Annotated in this window: 20 protein-coding genes and 1 pseudogene; 7 read left to right on the top strand and 14 right to left on the bottom strand. The window is 42.3% G+C overall.

Going from position 1 to position 20,083, the window contains the following annotated elements; translation table 11 throughout:
• Positions 1 to 59 precede the first annotated feature (59 nt).
• Positions 60 to 407: pseudogene (locus NE535_RS10505) on the bottom strand (tyrosine-type recombinase/integrase); the annotation flags it as partial.
• Between the two features lie 4 nt (positions 408 to 411).
• Between NE535_RS10505 and NE535_RS10500 the strand changes: the two are divergent.
• Positions 412 to 636 (top strand): Rha family transcriptional regulator, encoded by a 225-nt coding sequence (locus NE535_RS10500; protein ID WP_261298597.1) that lies wholly within the window; start codon positions 412 to 414, stop codon positions 634 to 636.
• Complete coding sequence (locus NE535_RS10495) at positions 597 to 827, top strand: Rha family transcriptional regulator (RefSeq protein WP_261298590.1); 231 nt, start codon at positions 597 to 599, stop codon at positions 825 to 827. Before NE535_RS10500 ends, NE535_RS10495 begins: the two co-directional genes overlap by 40 nt.
• Here NE535_RS10495 and NE535_RS10490 read toward each other — a convergent pair.
• Positions 763 to 1,191 carry a putative signal transducing protein gene (locus NE535_RS10490; protein ID WP_261298589.1) on the bottom strand — a complete coding sequence of 143 codons (429 nt, stop codon included), beginning with the start codon at positions 1,189 to 1,191 and terminating at the stop codon, positions 763 to 765. The genes NE535_RS10495 and NE535_RS10490 overlap by 65 nt on opposite strands.
• 355 nt (positions 1,192 to 1,546) lie before the next feature.
• Between NE535_RS10490 and sbcB the strand changes: the two genes are divergently transcribed.
• Complete coding sequence (sbcB, locus tag NE535_RS10485; protein WP_261298588.1) at positions 1,547 to 2,962, top strand: exodeoxyribonuclease I; 1,416 nt, start codon at positions 1,547 to 1,549, stop codon at positions 2,960 to 2,962.
• Positions 2,963 to 3,025: 63 nt separating this feature from the next.
• Positions 3,026 to 3,916, top strand: a complete 891-nt coding sequence (gene cdd, locus NE535_RS10480) for a cytidine deaminase (RefSeq protein WP_261298587.1) — start codon at positions 3,026 to 3,028, stop codon at positions 3,914 to 3,916.
• A 67-nt stretch (positions 3,917 to 3,983) separates the two neighbouring features.
• On the opposite strand, the gene NE535_RS10475 is transcribed toward cdd, so the two are convergent.
• The 10 genes from NE535_RS10475 to yceD form a co-directional block, all read right to left on the bottom strand.
• Entirely contained in the window at positions 3,984 to 4,856 is an 873-nt protein-coding gene (locus tag NE535_RS10475) for an NAD(P)-dependent oxidoreductase (RefSeq protein WP_261298586.1), read from the bottom strand.
• Positions 4,857 to 4,887: 31 nt separating this feature from the next.
• A complete protein-coding gene (locus NE535_RS10470) occupies positions 4,888 to 5,376 on the bottom strand; it encodes an acyl-CoA thioesterase (protein ID WP_261298585.1) in 489 nt (162 codons plus the stop codon).
• A gap of 147 nt (positions 5,377 to 5,523) precedes the next feature.
• Positions 5,524 to 6,762 carry a beta-ketoacyl-ACP synthase II gene (gene fabF, locus NE535_RS10465; RefSeq protein ID WP_261298584.1) on the bottom strand — a complete coding sequence of 413 codons (1,239 nt, stop codon included), beginning with the start codon at positions 6,760 to 6,762 and terminating at the stop codon, positions 5,524 to 5,526.
• A 195-nt stretch (positions 6,763 to 6,957) separates the two neighbouring features.
• Positions 6,958 to 7,191, bottom strand: coding sequence for an acyl carrier protein (acpP, locus tag NE535_RS10460; protein ID WP_011865403.1), 234 nt, complete (start codon positions 7,189 to 7,191; stop codon positions 6,958 to 6,960).
• 163 nt (positions 7,192 to 7,354) lie between these two features.
• A complete protein-coding gene (fabG, locus tag NE535_RS10455; RefSeq protein WP_188839939.1) occupies positions 7,355 to 8,101 on the bottom strand; it encodes a 3-oxoacyl-ACP reductase FabG in 747 nt (248 codons plus the stop codon).
• Positions 8,102 to 8,110: 9 nt separating this feature from the next.
• On the bottom strand, positions 8,111 to 9,037 hold the full coding sequence (fabD, locus tag NE535_RS10450) for an ACP S-malonyltransferase (RefSeq protein WP_261298583.1): 927 nt from the start codon (positions 9,035 to 9,037) through the stop codon (positions 8,111 to 8,113).
• Positions 9,038 to 9,067: 30 nt separating this feature from the next.
• Positions 9,068 to 10,027 carry a beta-ketoacyl-ACP synthase III gene (locus NE535_RS10445; RefSeq protein WP_261298582.1) on the bottom strand — a complete coding sequence of 320 codons (960 nt, stop codon included), beginning with the start codon at positions 10,025 to 10,027 and terminating at the stop codon, positions 9,068 to 9,070.
• A gap of 9 nt (positions 10,028 to 10,036) precedes the next feature.
• Positions 10,037 to 11,065, bottom strand: a complete 1,029-nt coding sequence (gene plsX / locus NE535_RS10440; RefSeq protein WP_261298581.1) for a phosphate acyltransferase PlsX — start codon at positions 11,063 to 11,065, stop codon at positions 10,037 to 10,039.
• Between the two features lie 15 nt (positions 11,066 to 11,080).
• Positions 11,081 to 11,251 (bottom strand): 50S ribosomal protein L32, encoded by a 171-nt coding sequence (gene rpmF, locus NE535_RS10435; protein ID WP_011636967.1) that lies wholly within the window; start codon positions 11,249 to 11,251, stop codon positions 11,081 to 11,083.
• An 18-nt stretch (positions 11,252 to 11,269) separates the two neighbouring features.
• Entirely contained in the window at positions 11,270 to 11,794 is a 525-nt protein-coding gene (gene yceD, locus NE535_RS10430) for a 23S rRNA accumulation protein YceD (protein ID WP_261298580.1), read from the bottom strand.
• Positions 11,795 to 12,029: 235 nt separating this feature from the next.
• On the opposite strand from yceD, the gene NE535_RS10425 reads away from it, so the two are divergent.
• Positions 12,030 to 12,641: a Maf family protein gene (locus tag NE535_RS10425; RefSeq protein ID WP_261298579.1), complete on the top strand. Its 612-nt coding sequence runs from the start codon at positions 12,030 to 12,032 to the stop codon at positions 12,639 to 12,641.
• 42 nt (positions 12,642 to 12,683) lie between these two features.
• Here NE535_RS10425 and NE535_RS10420 read toward each other — a convergent pair whose 3' ends face one another.
• Both NE535_RS10420 and rluC read right to left on the bottom strand, forming a co-directional pair.
• Positions 12,684 to 13,331, bottom strand: a complete 648-nt coding sequence (locus NE535_RS10420; RefSeq protein ID WP_261298578.1) for an HAD-IA family hydrolase — start codon at positions 13,329 to 13,331, stop codon at positions 12,684 to 12,686.
• A gap of 42 nt (positions 13,332 to 13,373) precedes the next feature.
• Positions 13,374 to 14,330, bottom strand: a complete 957-nt coding sequence (rluC, locus tag NE535_RS10415; protein ID WP_261298577.1) for a 23S rRNA pseudouridine(955/2504/2580) synthase RluC — start codon at positions 14,328 to 14,330, stop codon at positions 13,374 to 13,376.
• Between the two features lie 662 nt (positions 14,331 to 14,992).
• Here rluC and rne point away from each other — a divergent pair.
• Together rne and NE535_RS10405 are read left to right on the top strand one after the other, a co-directional pair.
• The gene (rne, locus tag NE535_RS10410) at positions 14,993 to 18,298 is read left to right on the top strand and encodes a ribonuclease E (RefSeq protein ID WP_261298576.1); all 3,306 of its coding nucleotides are present in this window, start codon (positions 14,993 to 14,995) and stop codon (positions 18,296 to 18,298) included.
• A 193-nt stretch (positions 18,299 to 18,491) separates the two neighbouring features.
• The gene (locus NE535_RS10405; RefSeq protein WP_261298575.1) at positions 18,492 to 20,048 is read left to right on the top strand and encodes a SulP family inorganic anion transporter; all 1,557 of its coding nucleotides are present in this window, start codon (positions 18,492 to 18,494) and stop codon (positions 20,046 to 20,048) included.
• Positions 20,049 to 20,083 lie beyond the last annotated feature (35 nt).

The raw sequence follows: 20,083 nt of genomic DNA, 5'->3' as shown, positions 1-20,083 counted from the left end.
GCCATTTAGCCCCCCAAAACCTCTAATTGCATATTCTACTAATAATGATGCAGTGATCATCACAGCCAGCCACTTGCAGTAAGGGTTTGACCGTTCCCAACTTCCACTGACGATCTAGGCAATATCTCGGGCGCAACAGAAGAAAACCCACGATAAATTAAATATTGATGATATTGGTCTAACGCTTGGCTCATACCTTTATCCAAGGTTGATTTAACGTACTTACGCAACAACACAGGCAAGGCATGATTAAGCAAACGCTCACCAATCATGGTATCGACACCTAAGTCAGCAACAATGGTTCTGAACAAACGGCGTAAATCATGACTCGTAAAATGCTTAAACCTAATTTGGGTATGCCACTCATGGGCACTGCGAATAGAAATAGCGCCAACATTACCAGGGTAATCAATGAACTTACAACAGTCTAAAAACTACCCTGCACAATTGGTTTTTATTAACGACCAGCAAACCATTACCAACTCACTGATCGTTGCCGATTATTTTGGCAAAAAGCATTGTGACGTTTTGCGTATAATTGACCAAATCCTTGCTGATGCCCCCATGAATTTACGTCAGCCCACTTTTGCGCTAACGTGCAAAATCAACAGGTTGGCACCAGTCAGCGTGATTTGAAGTGCTACCACCTAACCAAAGACGGTTTGATGTTTTTAGTGATGGGGTTTACGGGTGCAAAGGCCGCTAAATTAAAAATCGACTTCATTAATGCTTTTAACGAAGCCCAAAAGCGACTTAGCCGCACTACACACCCGTTTGAGCGTCAGCGCTTGATGTTTGCCAGAAATGCCCACATTGTGAACACTTAAGTCCATGCTTATAAAAAAACAATGGAAAACCGACAAAGATAAAAACTAAAAATGCAGACCTTTTCCCTTTTGTATGCCGCTCGACGTTTTGGCTGCCACAATTTGGACAAGTTTCCGACTCAGTTTTACATTCAAAATCAACTGAAGCAGAAAAGTCTTCTCCAAGCACCTTAATGGCTTCTTCCAAATCTTTTTCTTGAACGAACAGCCTAACCCCACCCATGGCGTCTGAATATAACCACTGCATATTTACAGTGTGCTCATCGGCAATAAATGAAGAAATACCTACACTCTCCAAGTTTGCTTTTGCAATGTGTGCATCAAGTGGAAACGAAAATGTAGCAACAACCACCGATTGATTCATATTTCCCCCCTTAAAAACATAACGCCGTTTAAGCCACGAGTATAACGCAGTTTGGCCCGAGCTTTTTGCAAGCGTTTTTGATTGGGTTATAACAGGTTGCTTTGCCCCAAAATAGTAATCCATAACGACAAAGATAATATTGATTACACCCTCTAGCACTTTATTCAGATTGGTGATTACGCTAATTTTTGAAATGAAGACGAAACAGAGAGTTAATACTTATGAAGGGTTTCTCGGCTCATTTAAGTATATCTGCACATAAAACTCGCATTCAAGCAGATGAGAAATATGTAAGAACTTAATCCTGATGAAAATAATGCTAAGATAATACAATCATTAAAAGAGAAACTTCATTATGGCAGATGCAATCCAACCAACACTTTTCTGGCACGATTATGAGACTTTCGGCGCTAATCCCGCCAAAGACCGTCCATGTCAATTTGCCGGCATTAGAACTGACCTTGACCTTAACATCATTGGCGAGCCAGAAACGTTTTATTGCCAAGTTGCTCCTGACTACCTGCCCTCTCCTGAAGCAATATTAATCACAGGTATTACACCACAATTAGCTAACAACAAAGGCATGCCTGAAGCTGAATTTATGCAGCGAATTAATGGTTTATTCAGTCAGCCAAATACCTGTGTTGTTGGTTATAACTCTTTACGCTTTGACGATGAAGTCAGTCGCTATGGTTTTTACCGTAACTTTATTGATCCCTATGCAAGAGAGTGGCAACAAGGTAACTCACGTTGGGATTTAATTGATTTAGTGCGTGCTTGCTATGCTTTTAGACCGGATGGGATAACATGGCCGCAAAAAGAAGACGGCTCTCCAAGCTTTAAACTAGAGCAACTTACGGTAGCCAATGGCTTAAGTCATGAAAAAGCGCACGACGCGATGTCGGATGTGTATGCCACCATTGCCATGGCAAAGCTTATTAAAGAACAACAACCTAAGTTATATGACTATTATTTCAAGCTAAGACGAAAACAAGCGGTTAACGACCAAATTGATGTACTAAAAATGCAACCTTTGGTGCATGTAAGCTCAAAAGTCAGTGCGTTAAATGGCTGTACAACATTAATCGCGCCAGTGGCTTATCACCCTACCAACAAGAACGCGGTTATTTGTGTTAATTTGGCAATGGATATCTCACCATTACTCACCTTAAGTGCCGCTGAGATTTCTGCTCGCATGTATACGTCTCGAGCAAATCTAGCACCTGATGAGCTGCCTATACCGATTAAGCAAATCCATATCAATAAATGTCCGTTTATCGGTTCGGCTAAGTTATTAGACGATGAGGTTGCTTCACGATTACAGATTGATAAAGACTTCGCAAGAGAGCAGTATAAACGATTAAAAAATGCTCCTGATATTCGTGAGAAATTGAATGCGGTGTTCGAAATTGAATCCGATAGAGCTGAAATAACAGATCCAGATTTGATGCTATATAGTGGCGGTTTTTTCAGTTATGCTGACAAAGCAAAAATAGATATCGTCCGCAATACACACGCTCAAAATTTAGCTGCTCTGGAATTACAATTCGATGATCCACGCATTAATACCATGCTGTTTCGCTATCGAGCCCGTAATTATCCACAAACATTAAGCCATCAAGAAAGCCTTAAATGGCGAGAGTTTTGTCAACAACGCCTAATGGATGCAGATTATGTGATGCGTCTCGAAAACTTGGTTGAAGAAACCAGCGACAATGAACACAAACAAAAGCTATTAAAAGCCCTATACCAATACTTACAATCACTCTAGTATATTGATAATAGCCATACACTTAAGTTCAAATATGAAGAGTTTCATTTAAGGACAAGGGAAATGCAAAACAGATTTATAGACAGTATTAGTCAACTTTCAAAGCCATTATCAACGGCATTAGTGCCATTATTAAATGATGACTTTTGCGGCCATATCGATGCTAATCAATTATCGGTGCTTATCGATAAAACTAAACTGACCGAACAGGAGTTATTGCTAGCCTTGTTGCCTGTGGCTGCTGCATTAGCCAGCCCTAGCCTAAGCCAATTTTTTGTAGGCGCAATTGCTAAAGGTGGCAGTGGCGATATTTATATGGGAGCCAATCTAGAGTTACCAGGTGAAGCCCTATTTCACACTGTTCATGCCGAACAAAGCGCTATTAGCCATGCATGGCTGAGCGGTGAAACCCAAATTGTCGATATTGTGGTAAATTTCAGCCCTTGTGGACATTGTCGCCAATTTATTAATGAACTCGTTGATGGTAGTAAAATCAATATTCATTTACCTGGTCAAGCTACTGCACCACTAAGCCATTATTTACCCTATGCCTTTGGGCCAACAGACTTAAATGTAACCCGACCATTACTGTCAAAAAGTAATATTGAATTCAATTTAGAATCGAGCGATCCACTGATTATTGAAGCATTAGATCAAGCTGGATTGAGTTATGCCCCTTATACAAATTGTCATGCCGCGGTTGTGCTTGAAACACATGATGGCGCTACATTTTGTGGCCGATACGCTGAAAATGCCGCCTTTAATCCATCGATGCAACCTATGCAAATGGCATTATCAAATTTGATTAGACATAATCGTGATTATAGCGACATCAAACGCGCGGTATTAATTGAGTCTTCAAAGGGGCAAATAAGTCTTGTAGGCGCCGCGATGGATGCATTGCACACTATTGCTGCTGTCGAACTCGAACATATTGTTGTCGACCCAAGCTAACCTTGATTTCACTAATAAAAAGGACTGCATCGCAGTCCTTTTTATTAACGTTTTTACATTATCAAAATTAACGGTTTTTCTCTAAACGCGCCAATAGACTTGAGGTATCCCAACGATTACCTTTCATTGCTTGGACATCTGCGTAAAATTGATCAACCAATGAAGTTACAGGTAAAGTCGAACCATTGCGACGGGCTTCATCTAATGCAATCCCTAAATCTTTACGCATCCAATCAATCGCAAAGCCAAAATTGTATTCACCTTGCCACATGGTTTTATAACGATTTTCCATTTGCCAACTTTGCGCAGCACCTTTGCTAATGACTTCGATTACTTTCAAACCATCAAGGCCTGCACTTTTTGCAAAATGCAGACCTTCAGCTAAACCTTGCACAACACCGGCAATGCAGATTTGATTAACCATTTTAGTTAATTGGCCTGAGCCTACGGGCCCAAGTAACTCAGCACATCGGCTATAGGCAGCAATAATCGGCTTAACAATTTCAAACGGGGCTTGATCGCCGCCCATCATCACTGTCAAAACGCCATTAACAGCGCCAGCTTGGCCACCAGAAATTGGCGCATCTAAAAAGGCAATCTTGTTGGTTGCTAAAACAGCATGTATTTCACGTGCTACATCGGCAGAAGCGGTAGTATGATCAACCAAAATACTACCAGGTTGCATACCATGAATTGCACCCTCTTCACCTAATACCACTTGGCGTAAGTCATCATCATTACCAACACAGGTAAACACAATATCTTGGCCGATAGCGGCTTCTTTAGGTGTCAGCGCTGTTTTACCTTGATACTCCTGCGCCCACAAATCAGCCTTAGCTTGAGTACGATTATAAACGGTTACCTCATGGCCTTTGCTGACTAAATGTCCAGCCATTGGAAAGCCCATTACCCCTAACCCTAAAAATGCAACCTTAGCCATAACTCCCCCATCAGTAATGTATTATTTTGGTTTATTCTACAATAGGTTTTACGTGTGCTTCCATTTCTGCACCAATGCGTTTACGCATATCCATTAGGCGTAATGCTGAATCGCGCAGACGAATATCATCTTCTGTTTGTGGGATCCATTCTGGCACGCTAGTAGGCTTACCTTCATCATCTACCGCGACCATAATAACAATACAGTGAGTGGTTAAATGACGTTCAGAGAACTTGGGGTCGCCGGCTTTTACATCAATTGCCACGTGCATAGACGAAGTACCGGTGTAAATAATTTTACCTGTGACTTCAACAATGCTACCTACATGAATAGGCTTAACAAAACGGATCCCGCCTGCGTATACGGTAATACAATATTTACCACTCCAACCTGCGGCAGAGGCGTAAGCGGCTAAATCGATCCACTTCATTACGGCACCACCGTGCACCTTGCCACCAAAATTGACGTCAGCAGGCTCTGCTAAAAACCTAAGCGTAAGTTGTCTGTCTACACCAGCCATAATGTTTATCCTCGAGAATATATTAGTTGCAGTTTACGCTATACCTACAAGTCTGCGAAACGGAAAGTTGCGCTAAATTGTTTTACCCTATAAAAAAGGGAAGATAAGTATCTTCCCTTCAATCATCAAATTAGCTCTGATCTATGTTTAGATTTTTTTGAATAATAGCGAGCCGTTAGTGCCGCCAAAACCAAATGAATTACACAAGGCATAATCAAAAGTATGCTTTCGTGAAGTGTGAGCCACAAAATCTAAATCACAACCTTCATCTGGATTATCTAAATTGATGGTAGGTGGAATATGTTGGTCTTGCAGAGCAAGCAGAGTAATAATGGCTTCAACTGAACCTGCTGCACCCAATAAATGACCTGTCATTGATTTAGTTGAGCTAACTAATAAATCATAAGCATGTGCACCAAAAACCGATTTAACCGCCGCGGCTTCAGCTTTATCACCCGCTGGAGTTGATGTGCCATGCGCATTGATATAACCCACAGCTTCTTTTTCGATACCTGCATCATTGATGGCATTTACCATAGCTGCAGCTGCACCCGCGCCATCGGCTGGAGGCGAAGTCATGTGAAATGCATCACCACTCATACCAAAACCAACTAGCTCACCGTAAATTTTAGCGCCTCGGGCAACAGCGTGTTCGTATTCTTCCATCACTAATACGCCTGCACCATCGCCGATAACAAAACCATCGCGGTCTTTATCCCAAGGGCGGCTTGCGGCTTGATAATCATCATTACGTGTCGATAAAGCTTTTGCAGAGCCAAAGCCTGCAATGGCTAAAGGACAGGTCACATCTTCTGCACCACCGGCAATCATTACATCAGCATCGCCATAAGCAATCGTACGCGCCGCAAAACCAATATTGTGTACACCGGTAGTACAGGCTGTTGTGACAGCAAAGTTGGGGCCAGTCATGCCATACATGATAGACAAATGACCAGAGATCATATTAATAATGGTACTGGGTACGAAAAACGGTGACACTTTACGAGGGCCACCGTTAAGCAATGCACTGTGGTTTTGCTCGATTAACGGCATACCGCCCATACCCGCACCAACAGCTGTACCTACACGCTCAGGTCTCTCCTGAGACATATCTAATCCAGCATCGTTAATGGCTTGAATACCCGCAGCAACACCATATTGGATAAATAAATCCATTTTACGGGCATCTTTCTTAGTTAAATATTGCTCAATATCAAAATTTTTAACCGAACCACTGAAACGCGTACCGTATTCAGTTGCATCAAATTTTGTAATGGGGGCTATACCGCTTTGGCCAGCAAGCAATGCTTTCCAAGATGATTCGACATCATTACCCACTGGAGTGATTAATCCAAGACCAGTAATAACAACACGACGTTTAGACATGATTTTCACCTTTTAAATACACTATGCCAAATAGTCTAGCAACGGCGATTAACCGAAAGGAGAAATACGAAGACAGGTTAACCTACTAGAACAGGCGTTTTTATATGATTTGTTTATAACGATTAAATTAAAAATGACGAGTTCAGAAACAAAAACAGGCGACAATAAATGCCGCCTGTCTCTGTGAATTCTGGATTACTGATTCTTAGAAACGTAATCGATCGCTGCTTGAACAGTAGTGATCTTTTCAGCTTCTTCATCAGGGATCTCGGTATCAAACTCTTCTTCTAGAGCCATAACCAATTCAACGGTGTCCAGAGAATCGGCACCTAAATCGTCCACGAAAGAAGCAGCTGGTTTAACGTCTTCTTCTTTAACGCCTAGTTGCTCAATGATGATTTTCTTTACACGTTCTTCGATGTTGCTCATTAGTTCTCTTTCCTATTCAAATTACGCACTTGCGTAAGATTGCGAGTAGTTTATTCGATTTAGATAACATTGCAAGCTTAGATTTTGTGGTCTAACCACAAAGATATAAATCTACACTGTTTCTAACTCTGACTCAAATGAAGGTAGTTTCCTACCTATCGCTTTAAACCATGTACATTCCGCCATTCACATGCAATGTTTCGCCTGTGATGTAAGCGGCTGAATCTGAGGCCAAAAACAATACTGCATTGGCAATTTCTTGCGCTTGCCCTAAACGTTCCATCGGAACTTGCGACATAATAGCTTGTTGTTGCTCTGGTGTCAGCTCATCTGTCATATCTGTTTGGATAAAACCTGGAGCAATAGCATTCACTGTTATTTGACGAGATGCAACCTCTCTTGCAAGCGATTTAGTAAAACCTATTAAACCTGCTTTAGCAGCAGAATAGTTCACTTGACCTGCATTTCCCATCGTGCCAACGACTGAACCGATACTGATGATACGTCCAAAGCGCTTTTTCATCATAGATCGCATTACTGGCTTAGACAATTTAAATAATGAAGTAAGGTTAGTGTCAATAATATCTTGCCACTCATCGTCCTTCATTCGCATTAATAAATTATCACGTGTGATACCTGCATTATTCACGAGAATATCAACATCGCCAGCTTTTTCTTTGATCTGGCTATATAAATTGGCAACAGATTCACTATCTGTGACATTCAGCACAAGTCCGAAACCTTTATCGCCTAGGTAATCCTGAATCGCTGCTGCGCCTTTTTCACTGGTCGCAGTACCCACAACTACCGCGCCGGCTTGTACTAAGGTTTCAGCAATTGCGCGGCCAATACCACGGCTAGCACCGGTAACTAGGGCAACTTTACCCTCTAAATTAAAACTAATGCTCATTTTTATTCCTTACTCAGTTAATGCTGCTAATGAGGCTGTATCATTTACAGCTTGGGCTGAAACGGCTTTATTTATACGTTTTGTCAAACCAGTTAATACTTTTCCTGGTCCCATCTCAACTAATTGATTAATACCTTGTTCTGCCATGAACGAGACCGTCTCGCTCCAACGTACAGGGCAATATAACTGACGCACTAAGGCATCTTTAATGTCTTGGCTCTCGGTTGGCATAGCGACATCAACGTTATTAATTACATTGATTACAGGCGCTGAAAACGTGATTTCTGCTAATGCTTGGGCTAATTTATCTGCCGCAGGTTTCATTAGGGCACAATGTGAAGGCACGCTGACAGGTAAGGCTACTGCCATTTTGGCTCCTGCCGCTTTACATGCAGCAGCAGCTCGCTCAACAGCGTTCTTCTCACCTGCAATGACCACTTGTCCTGGGCTGTTGTAGTTTACAGGGCTCACAACATCACCTTGAGCAGATGCTTCACATGCTTGAGCTATACCGTCATCGTCTAAACCGATAATGGCATACATAGCGCCAGTGCCTGCTGGCACAGCTTGTTGCATTAATTGGCCACGAAGCTCAACTAACTTAACCGCATCTTTAAAATCGATAACACCTGCACACACAAGTGCTGAGTATTCACCTAAACTATGACCTGCTAATAACGCAGGAGCAGGCTTACCGCTGGCCTGGTATGCACGCCAAATAGCGACACTGGCTGATAATAAAGCGGGTTGGGTTTTATCTGTTTCATTTAACGATTCAACTGGACCATCTTGTATAAGGGCCCATAAATCATAGCCAAGCACTTCAGAGGCTTCGGCGAACGTTTGTGAAACCACAGTATGCTCTTGTGCTAAATCAGCCAACATGCCAACCGCTTGAGAACCTTGACCGGGAAATACAAAAGCCACATTTTCCATTATTAATTACCTGTTATTAAATAAAATGAATTAGAAACGCACTAACGCACTGCCCCAAGCAAATCCTGCTCCAAAGGCTTCTAAAAGTAATAATTGACCACGTTGAATTCGGCCATCACGAACAGCCTCATCTAATGCTATTGGCACAGATGCAGCGGAAGTGTTGCCATGTCTGGCTAAGGTTAATACCACTTTATCTAAGCTCATATCGAGCTTTTTAGCTGTGGCATTAATAATTCTAAAGTTGGCTTGATGTGGTACTAGCCAATCAATTTCAGATTTATCAACGTTATTGATTCTGAGTGTTTCTGTGACAACGTTTGATAATTGTGTCACCGCAACTTTAAATACATCATTGCCTTTCATGGTCATATAACCCACGGCTTCTGAAGATTCATTGGCACGAGGCGGAAATGAACATTTCAGTAAATCCCCCTGACTACCGTCTGCATATATATGGGTATTAATAATGCCAGGCGTATCACTTACGCCAATGACAACAGCTCCCGCGCCGTCACCAAATAAAATCACTGTCGAACGGTCATCAGGTTCACATAAACGAGATAATACATCGGCGCCGACAACCAGTACTTTCTTTGCCGCGCCAGTTTTAACAAATTGATCCGCGACCGACAACGCATAAACAAAGCCAGAACATGCTGCTGCAATATCAAAAGCTGGAATTTGTTTAATGCCTAACATGGCTTGAATTTCACATGCCGCTGCAGGAAATGCATTCGGTGCACTAGTGGTACCGCACACAATCATATCCAGCTCAGATGGATCAATACCGGCCATTTCGATAGCTTTTAGCGCGGCTTGATAGCCCATAGTGGATACAGATTCGTCTGTGGCCGCAATACGGCGCTCTGAAATACCAGTACGGTCCTTAATCCATTGGTCAGTGGTTTCGACCATTTTTTCTAAATCTTGATTGCTGCGCACTTGCACAGGCAGATAACTGCCTGTTCCGAGAATTTTTGTATGCATATAATGAGATCAGCTATTGATGTCTAAAAGAATCGACTCCAAACGATCATTGATCATTTCAGGAAGACGACGTTTCGCTTCAGTTGCAGCTAAATTAATGGCTTGTAGATAGGCAGCTTCATCAGCGTTTCCATGACTCTTTACTACTATTCCGCGCAATCCTATCAGACTTGCACCGTTATAGTGGTCGGGGTTCATCTTACTGAGTACAGCTTGAATGCGTGGCGCGATGAGTTTGGACAGTAAACGGACAAATAGACCACTATTTAAACCCCGTTTCAATTGGTGAACCAAAAGCTTAGCGATACCTTCTGAGGTTTTTAAGGTTATGTTACCAACAAAACCATCGCAAACGATAACATCTAAATTACCGGTGTAGATTTCGTCACCTTCGACAAAACCGACATAATTGACCTGTTCGGTGTGCTGTAATATTTGGCCAGCCTGCTGAACTTGATCATTACCTTTTATCTCTTCAATCCCGACATTGAGTAATGCCACTTTGGGACGTGCTTTTTTATGTACAGCTTCGCATAATACCGAGCCCATTACCGCAAACTGAAACAAGGTTTCAGAATCACAAGCAACGTTGGCACCCAGATCTAATAAATAAACTGGTTTGCCCGTGACAGTAGGTAAACAGGTCACTAATGCAGGACGGTCAATACCGGGCAAGGTTTTAAGTAACACTTTGGCCATGGCCATTAAGGCACCAGTATTTCCAGCACTGATACATGCAGCGGCTTTTCCATCTCGCACTTGTTCCAATGCAATACGCATGGAACTATTTTTACGCGTACGTAAAGCGTGTACAGGCCTGTCGCCCATGGTAACCACTTCTGTGGTATGGATCCGCTCTATGCGTTTTAAAATGGAAGGTTCAGCAAATAAAAGCAAAGGTTCGATATCAGCTTGATTGCCGATAAGGATAATTTGAATTGAAGGATTAGATTTCAGTGCCTGCAAGGCTGCAGGCACTGTGACGTGGGGACCATGATCACCCCCCATCGCATCTAACGCAAGCGTCAGATTCGTCATCAGGTTGTCAACAAATTACTTGTTGATAACCTTTTTACCGCGGTAGAAACCATCAGCAGTCACGTTGTGACGTAGATGTAATTCACCGCTAGTTGCGTCTACTGATAATTGAGCAGTGCTCAATGAATCATGTGAACGGCGCATTCCGCGCTTTGAACGAGATTTTTTATTCTGTTGTACAGCCATTTGACTTGTCTCCTACGATTACTTGCTCTTCAGTTTTTCTAACACTGCAAACGGATTTGGACGCTCCTCATGAGCGGGGTCGATCTCGCCTACAACTATGTCTTTTGATCCCGAACTGCAATCAGTATCTTCATGCATAGGGATAATCGGCATAGCGACTATCAATTCATCTTCAATCAATTGATGCAGACGTACTTCACCAATTTCATTACACTCAATTGGATCATACGCATCCGGGAGCTCATCGATTTCTGTTTCATTCTTACAAGGACTGAAACAAAAGTCGACCGTAACCTCAGTAGCATATTGTGTCATGCAACGTTGACATAGCAGAGTGAGCTCCGTCACAGCCTTCCCGCGAAGGTAGACTATCCCCTGTAAGTCGACACCACATTCCAACGACACAACTACGTCGGAACAGTCGCCGGCACATAACTCATTTAATCGCTTATTGTTGCCACTAGGAACAATGCCTTCATAACGAAGACCGCTACTCGCAGCACGAAAAGGATCAAGTGAAACCGGTATCTTTACTGTTTGCATAAGGCGCGCATATTATAGTTTGAAAACGCTGGAGTCAAAGAAAATTTCTGCAAAATGCAGTTAAACCAACCCTAGGGTGTGTCTAAGTTCTCAATTACTGCCAACATTGAATTTGAATGATGGCAAATTTTACCGAACAGTCCTAATAGACACAAGCATTTGCAGTGCTTATTTAGCCCATTTAAGCGATTAATGTTAAACTTTGCGTCATCAAAGACTTGTTAGAGACTAATTCATGTCAAAATCCTTAGTACTTGCCTCTACATCTATTTATCGCCAACAATTATTAGCGAAATTAAACCGCCCTTTTATATCGGTAAATCCCAATATCGATGAATCGCCTATAAATGGTGAAACGGCAATCCAACTTGTCGAGCGCCTTGCCCAATTAAAAGCATTAGCGGGTAGTCAATTAATTAAAGAAAATAGTGATGAAGACGGCCAATGTGTTGTTATTGGCTCTGATCAAGTTGCCATGATAAACGGTGAGATTGTTGGCAAACCACATACTGAAGCTAATGCCATTAAGCAATTACAGTTAGCCTCCGGACAGGCGATTACCTTTTATACCGGTCTTGCCGTTTATTGTCCGACAACAAAATCCATGCAAAGCTGTGTCGAGCCTTTTACAGTTCATTTTAGGCAATTAACTGAGAAACAAATTCATTATTACGTAAAGACAGAACAACCACTCTATTGCGCAGGGAGTTTTAAAAGTGAAGGTTTAGGTATTGCTTTATTTGACAAGCTTGAAGGTGAAGATCCTAACACTTTGATAGGTCTGCCATTGATTAAGCTTATTGATCTATTGGCTTTGCATGAGGTTGAGATATTAGCGGAGGATTAATCTGCTACCAGATAGCATACGTCTTTATTTTGAGACGATATGTTAAAGGTGAGAAGCGAGTTTATTGACATCATCAATAATTGCTAATGGATTCGCGGTTTGTAACTGCTCAAGCAGGTTTGCCCCATAGCTAACACCAATAGCAGCAATACCGGCATTATTGGCCATATTCAAGTCATGTACTGAGTCGCCAATCATCACCGCGCGATGGGCCGGTACATTAAACTCAGCTAATAATGAATGGATCATTAATGGGTCTGGTTTACTTTTTGTTTCATCAGCACAACGACTCGCCGCAAAATAATGCCCCATTCCACTTTCGCTCAAGACGCGATCTAGCCCTTGACGTCCCTTGCCAGTGGCTATAGCTAAAATGTAGCCATGGCTTGAAAGCTGCCGCAGAAGATGCTCGCTGCCATCAAATAACGGACTTATAGCCTTTGACGACAAAAAGTGCTGCCGATACCGCTCAACAATCTCATCGTGCCGATGGGAAATATCACCAAACAAAAGATGCAAGATTTTGGGCAATGACAAACCAATCAAATCTCTGATCGCACGTTCACTTGGAATGTTAATAGCCAAATCACGTGCAGCGGCCTGCATACAACTGACTATGGCACCAATGGAATCCATTAAAGTGCCATCCCAATCAAAAATGACTAAATCATATTTGTTTTGTAATGCCATCTACTCACTCTTAAATTGCTGGTTAAATTTGTAGCTAAATCATTACACTTTTTTAAGTCTATCTAATGTATTAATAAGAACATCATCAAGTGGCGCACTCACTTGCATCGTGGTGTTTGTTTCTGGGTGAGTAAACTTCAACTCAGCCGCATGCAAAAATAAACGGTCTAAACCAATTGCGCGCATGCTGTCATCAAACTTTTGCTCGCTGTACTTGTCATCACAGGCAATAGCATGCCCTGCAAATTGACAATGTACACGAATTTGATGAGTACGGCCCGTCACGGGGCTTGCTTTCACTAAAGTCGCACCATCAAAACGCTGCATAATCTTGTAACGAGTTTCAGACTCTTTGCCTTCTGCGTTAACTCTGACAATGCGTTCACCCGATTTTAGAGTGATCTTTAATAACGGCGCTTTTATGACTTTATCTTTAGCCTGCCAATCGCCCCTTACTAATGCCATATAATCTTTTTGCATTGTTTTACTGCGTAGTTGCTCATGCAAATGTTTTAATGCACTTCTTTTTTTAGCCACGAGTAACACACCAGAGGTATCTTTATCCAGACGGTGAACTAACTCTAAAAACTTCTGTTGTGGTCGTAAAGATCTTAACCCTTCAATCACGCCATAATCGACACCACTACCGCCATGAACAGCAATACCTGCAGGCTTATTTAATACAATAAGGTGCTTGTCTTCGTGAATAATGCGATCTTCTAACTGCGAGACCCGCGATAAATTAGGCGAAGGAGCAGTGCGATAATCCTTTTCCGCCACTCTGACAGGAGGAATACGAACAACGTCATCAATTTGCAGTTTATATTCTGGCTTGATGCGTTTTTTATTCACTCGCACCTCTCCTTTGCGCACAATTCTATAAATCATGCTTTTAGGAACGCCTTTGAGTTTAGTTAATAAAAAATTATCGATGCGTTGTTCAACGTTATCTTCGTCAATCGTGACGAGTTGAACTTGGGGAGTAGTTTCAGTATTCATGATGCGCCAATTTGTGAGAACGTGGCTATTGTAACTTATTTCAATAAAAATTGGCTATTAAAGCTATCCCTAGTGACGGTAATTTTTATCGCGGTACAAGCGCGATAAAAAATGACCCCAATTTAAAAGATTAATGGCTTTTTATTGCTGAACTTAGCTAATGTTGCTATATTTGCGCATTGGATGAGGACAAACAGTGGATAAAGTGTTCACAACCTCATGCATTAATGAGACTCAGCGCAATTTACACATGAACTTTATCGGTAGCAAACCATTGATTTGCAAATTATAAACTTTTGAAAACGTCAAAAGTACGTGTTTATAATTAAACCGTAAGTTTCATCTTAAAAAAATGTAAAAACTGCCTGATTTCACCGCCAAATTCGAACAATATTTTAGCTTGTTATCAAACAACCGATTCGATAAGGCATTACTGGAAAAAGACTGATATTTATGGGGTTGGTTGCTCAGCAACGGATTCCTTGTTTTTGTAAACACTAGAAAATAAGCCATAAATTAGGCCGCGACACGCAGAGAATGCGTCTAACAGTCGTACTGCGCGCCTAAATTGCCTGTAACAAGCCGTGAGGCTGCTAATTATTCGCAGGCCCGTAATGCAAATAATTGTTGTTTGATGACCTTTATAGAAGAATGATGTCATCATGAAACGTATGTTAATTAATGCAACTCAATCAGAAGAGTTGCGTGTTGCCCTTGTAGATGGACAACAACTGTATGATCTGGATATTGAAAGCCCAGGCCACGAACAGAAAAAATCAAATATTTACAAAGGTAAAATCACCCGCGTAGAACCCTCTTTAGAAGCAGCTTTTGTTGATTATGGTGCAGATCGCCATGGTTTCCTTCCTTTAAAAGAAATTGCCCGTGAGTACTTCCCAAAAGGTTACTCGTTCCAAGGTCGCCCAAATATCAAAGAAGTGGTATCTGAAGGTCAGGAAGTTATCGTTCAAATCGACAAAGAAGAACGTGGCAACAAAGGCGCAGCATTAACCACTTTTATTAGCCTTGCTGGATCTTATTTGGTGTTAATGCCAAATAACCCGCGTGCTGGCGGTATTTCTCGCCGTATCGAAGGTGATGAGCGCACAGAATTAAAAGAAGCGATCTCTGAGCTAGAAGTCCCCCACGGAATGGGCCTAATCGTTCGTACCGCAGGTGTTGGCAAAGAAGCAACTGAATTAAAATGGGACTTAAAAGTTCTACAACATCATTGGGATGCGATTCAAGAAGCGGCACAAAGTAAACCTGCACCCTTCTTAATTCATCAGGAAAGCAACGTCATTGTTCGTGCTATTCGTGACTATTTACGCCGTGATGTGGGTGAGATCCTAATCGACCATCCTCGTATATACGAAGATGCTAAGCTGCATATTGGTTTAGTTCGCCCAGATTTCGTTGAACGCGTTAAAATGTACCAGTCTGAAGTGCCGTTATTTACACACTTCCAAATTGAATCTCAAATTGAGTCAGCTTTCCAACGCGAAGTGCGCCTACCTTCAGGTGGTTCAATCGTAATTGACCCAACAGAAGCATTAACGTCTATCGATATCAACTCTGCCCGTGCTACCAAAGGTGGTGATATTGAAGAAACGGCATTAAACACCAACCTTGAAGCCGCAGACGAAATTGCACGTCAATTACGTTTACGTGATTTAGGCGGTTTAGTGGTTATCGACTTCATCGATATGACTCCAGTGCGCCATCAACGTGAAGTTGAAAATCGCATGCGTGATGCTGTGCATCATGACCGTGCACGCGTTCAATTAGGCCGTATTTCACGTTTTGGTTTGATGGAAATGTCACGTCAACGTCTACGTCCATCATTAGAAGAGTCTGCCGCGCACTTATGTCCTCGTTGTCATGGTCAAGGCACCATCCGCAGCACAGAGTCTTTAGCGTTATCTATTTTGCGTTTAATGGAAGAAGAAGCCATTAAAGAGCATACCACTCAAATCGAAGCTATCGTTCCTGTTGATGTTGCCGCATTTTTACTTAACGAAAAACGCAAAGCCATTCGCATTACAGAAGAACGTCACGAAGTTGAAGTGTACATTATTCCTGATGCACACATGCAAACGCCTGAGTACCGTGTTATCCGTCGTAAAAACGATGATGAAATCACCGAATCAAGCTTTAAGCGTGTTGAAGCCCCTAAGTCAGAATTGTATGAGCCTCGCAAACTAGAACGCACAGCCGTTACCGAGCCCGCGTTAAAAGGTTTTGCAGCACCACAAAAAACAGTTGAAGCGCCACAAGCCGTAAACAGTGCACCTGCAGCACCTGCAGCAACGGCACCAGGATTCTTCAGCCGTATCGTTTCAGCTATCAGCGCATTCTTTAGTAGCGAAGCGACTGAAACAAATGAAAAGCCGGTTGAGAAAAAAGCGCCACAGGATAGAAACAATGCACGTCGTAATAACCGTCGTAATGACAGTAGCGACAATCGCAATGAAGGCCGTAACGATAACCGCCGTAAACGCACGGATAAAGATGCATCTAGTACTGAGAGCAAAAACCCACGCAGCCGTAATAAACGCAATCGTGATCAGGATGATGCTAAGCAAAGTAACAAAACTGAACAACCAGTAAAGGTCGATAATAACGATAAACGCAATGCGCCAGCAACTGCAGAGAAAACACCAAAGCAGGAAGCCGCTCGTGAGCGTCGTCAACGTCGTAACATGCGCAGAAAAGTGCGTATCGAAAACGAACAGACCCAAGATGCGGCAGCGTTAGATGTAACTCAAAATAACGATGCTAAGGTTGCCAAATCAACAACACCGGCAAAAGACACTCGTACAGAGGTTAAAGCCAAAGAAGTTGAAACTAACGCTATCGTTGAAGCAAAAACAACTGATAAAAATGATGTTGAAACAAAAGAGGCTAAACCAGCACGCAAACGTCAGCCACGTAAAGAAAAAGTGTCTGAAACTAAAACGACTGATAATGCCGAGCCAACTGATGAAAGTAATGCAGTAGAAACGACGGAACAAGCTGTTAAGGCTGACGTCGATGCGTCAACGACGGTTGCATCTACTACAGAAACTCCCACTCAGGTATCAGTAGAAGATAGCGTGAATACCACTGATACAACTGCGGATCCAGATGAATCTGATGATGATAAACGTGAAGGTCAACGTCGTAGCCGCCGTAGTCCTCGTCACCTACGTGCTGCTGGTCAGCGCCGTCGCCGCGATGAAGATGGCACAGCATCTGATGCAGCGCCAGTGTTCACCCCTGTTGATGAGCTCGATAGACAGTTAACAGAAGAGCTAGCTCAATCCGCACCAGAAACTAAAGCCGCGATAGCAACTGAAAGCGATGTTGCATCTGCGCCTGTAGCAGAAACGGTTAAACCTCAAGCAGAAGTTGTTGCCGCTGACGTTGAAACTAAAGCTGTTGCAGTTGAAGCCAAAGTTGAAACTGTTTCTGCAGCTGTTGTTGAAGTTCAAACAGAGGCTAAAGTCGCAGTAGAAACCACTCCTGTTGCAGCTGAAATCATTGAAAGTGCACCCGTTGTCGATAAAGTGGAAACTAAGCCATCGACAGTAACGGCTGAGGTTGAATTACCCGTTGCAGAGCCTGCGCCGATGAAACCAGTGGAAGCAGTGGTTGAAGTTAAGGCTGAAGTTAAACCCGCTAAAACTGTCGTTAATGCCCCTATGGCCAAACCGGCAGCAATTGCTCGTAAAGTTGTTGAAAAAACATCTGAACCGAAAGTTGAAGCGTCAGTTGAGCCTAAAGTAGAACAAGCTGCGCCTGTAAAACCTTCTGGTAACAGTCGTTTCGGTTCTATGGTGAGTTCTACAACCACTAAACCAACAGTTGAAGTACGTGAACAGCAAGCTGTACCGCAGGGTAAAAGCTATGCCGACGCAGAAAAATCCGTTGCGGTAAAATCAAGCTTTACCAATAGTGCAAGTGCTGAAATGACTAAACCTCAGTAATCAGCTCTCTCGCTAGAATCAAAAAGCCATGCTGATGCATGGCTTTTTTATTTTTAATCGTCTTTAAACGGCTCAACATGCAAACGCTTTGTTATTAATTGCCACACATGTCAGTTTTTTGGTTTAGAACTGGTATGATTTTTGTTAAGATCGCGCCCCTAATTATCATTAAAATAAACTTAATAGAGGCTAAATGTTCGATATCATTCGTCATAAAACTGCCAGTAGTAAGGCAGATATTTTATCCGGCTTAACTGTTGCACTCGCACTGATCCCAGAAGCTGTTGCATTCGCATTTGTTGCACATGTTGAACCAATGGTCGGGCTATATGCTGCGTTTATCATGGGCTTAATTACCGCTGTGATTGGCGGACGCCCGGGGATGATTTCTGGCGCAACAGGAGCTATGGCGGTTGTCATGGTATCGCTTGTGGTTGAGCACGGAGTGCAATATTTGTTCGCTGCCGTCGTGCTTGCCGGTATTATTCAAATATTAGCAGGTGTATTTAAACTCGGTAAATTTATCCGTATTGTTCCCTACCCTGTGATGATTGGGTTTGTTAACGGTTTAGCTATTGTGATCTTTTTAGCCCAATTAGGGCAGTTCAAAGTCAAAGATGCTGCTGGGAATATGGTGTGGATGGCGCAGGAACCCTTGATGATCATGCTTGGTTTAATTCTTCTGACCATGGCAATTATTCATTTTTTACCGAAAATCACTACTGCCATTCCTTCCTCCTTGGTAGCCATCTTAACCGTGACAGCCATTGTTGTCGGGTTAGATATGGATACTCGTAATGTATTGGACTTCTTAAAAACCATGAGTGGTAACGACGCAGCAACGATAGCTGGCTCTTTACCAAGTTTTTCGATTCCAAGCGTGCCATTCAACTTTGACACCTTATACATTATTTTGCCCTATGCCTGTATTTTGGCTGCTGTTGGACTCATTGAATCATTACTGACATTAACTGTGATTGATGAAATGACCAATACTCGTGGTCGAGGTAACAAAGAATGTGTTGGTCAAGGTGTAGGTAACATTACTAGTGGTTTCTTCGGTGCTATGGGTGGTTGTGCCATGATTGGTCAATCTATGATCAACATTAATTCTGGTGGGCGTGGTCGTTTATCTGGGATTACAGCGGCTCTTGCTCTATTGGCCTTTATTCTATTTGGTTCAGCATTTATTGAAATCATTCCTCTTGCCGCTTTGGTTGGCGTGATGTTCATTGTGGTGTTGGGCACATTTGAATGGGCGAGTTTTAAAGTGATGCGCAAAGTACCTAAACATGATGCTTTTGTGATTGTACTGGTTACCACTGTTACCGTGTTTACTGACTTAGCCTTTGCTGTATTTGTCGGTGTTATTGTTTCAGCATTAGTCTTTGCATGGGAGCATGCAAAACACATCAATGTTGATATCAGTGAAGATGAAAATGGCTGGAAGGTTTATCGCTTAAACGGTCCATTATTTTTTGGCTCCGTTGCTCATTTTCTAGAGTTGTTTGATGCACAAAACGATACTCAAGATGTGATTGTTGATTTCCAAAACTCTCGCGTTGCTGATCACTCTGCTTTAGATGCAATAGATACTTTAGCTGAACGTTACGTTAATGCAGGCAAACGATTACACCTTCGTCATTTGAGTCAAGATTGTGTGGCTTTATTACATAAAGCGGGTGACTTAGTTGAAGTGAATTTGATTGAAGATCCACACTACAAAGTGGCTGACGACAAACTCGATTAGCATTTGAATTGGTATATCAAATGTAAGTAAGGTGA

This window comes from Shewanella holmiensis (assembly GCF_025370255.1).
Taxonomy (GTDB): Bacteria; Pseudomonadota; Gammaproteobacteria; order Enterobacterales; family Shewanellaceae; genus Shewanella; species Shewanella holmiensis.
The sequence above is the reverse complement of the archived record's forward strand: the minus strand, read 5'-3'. Positions and strand labels throughout refer to the sequence as shown.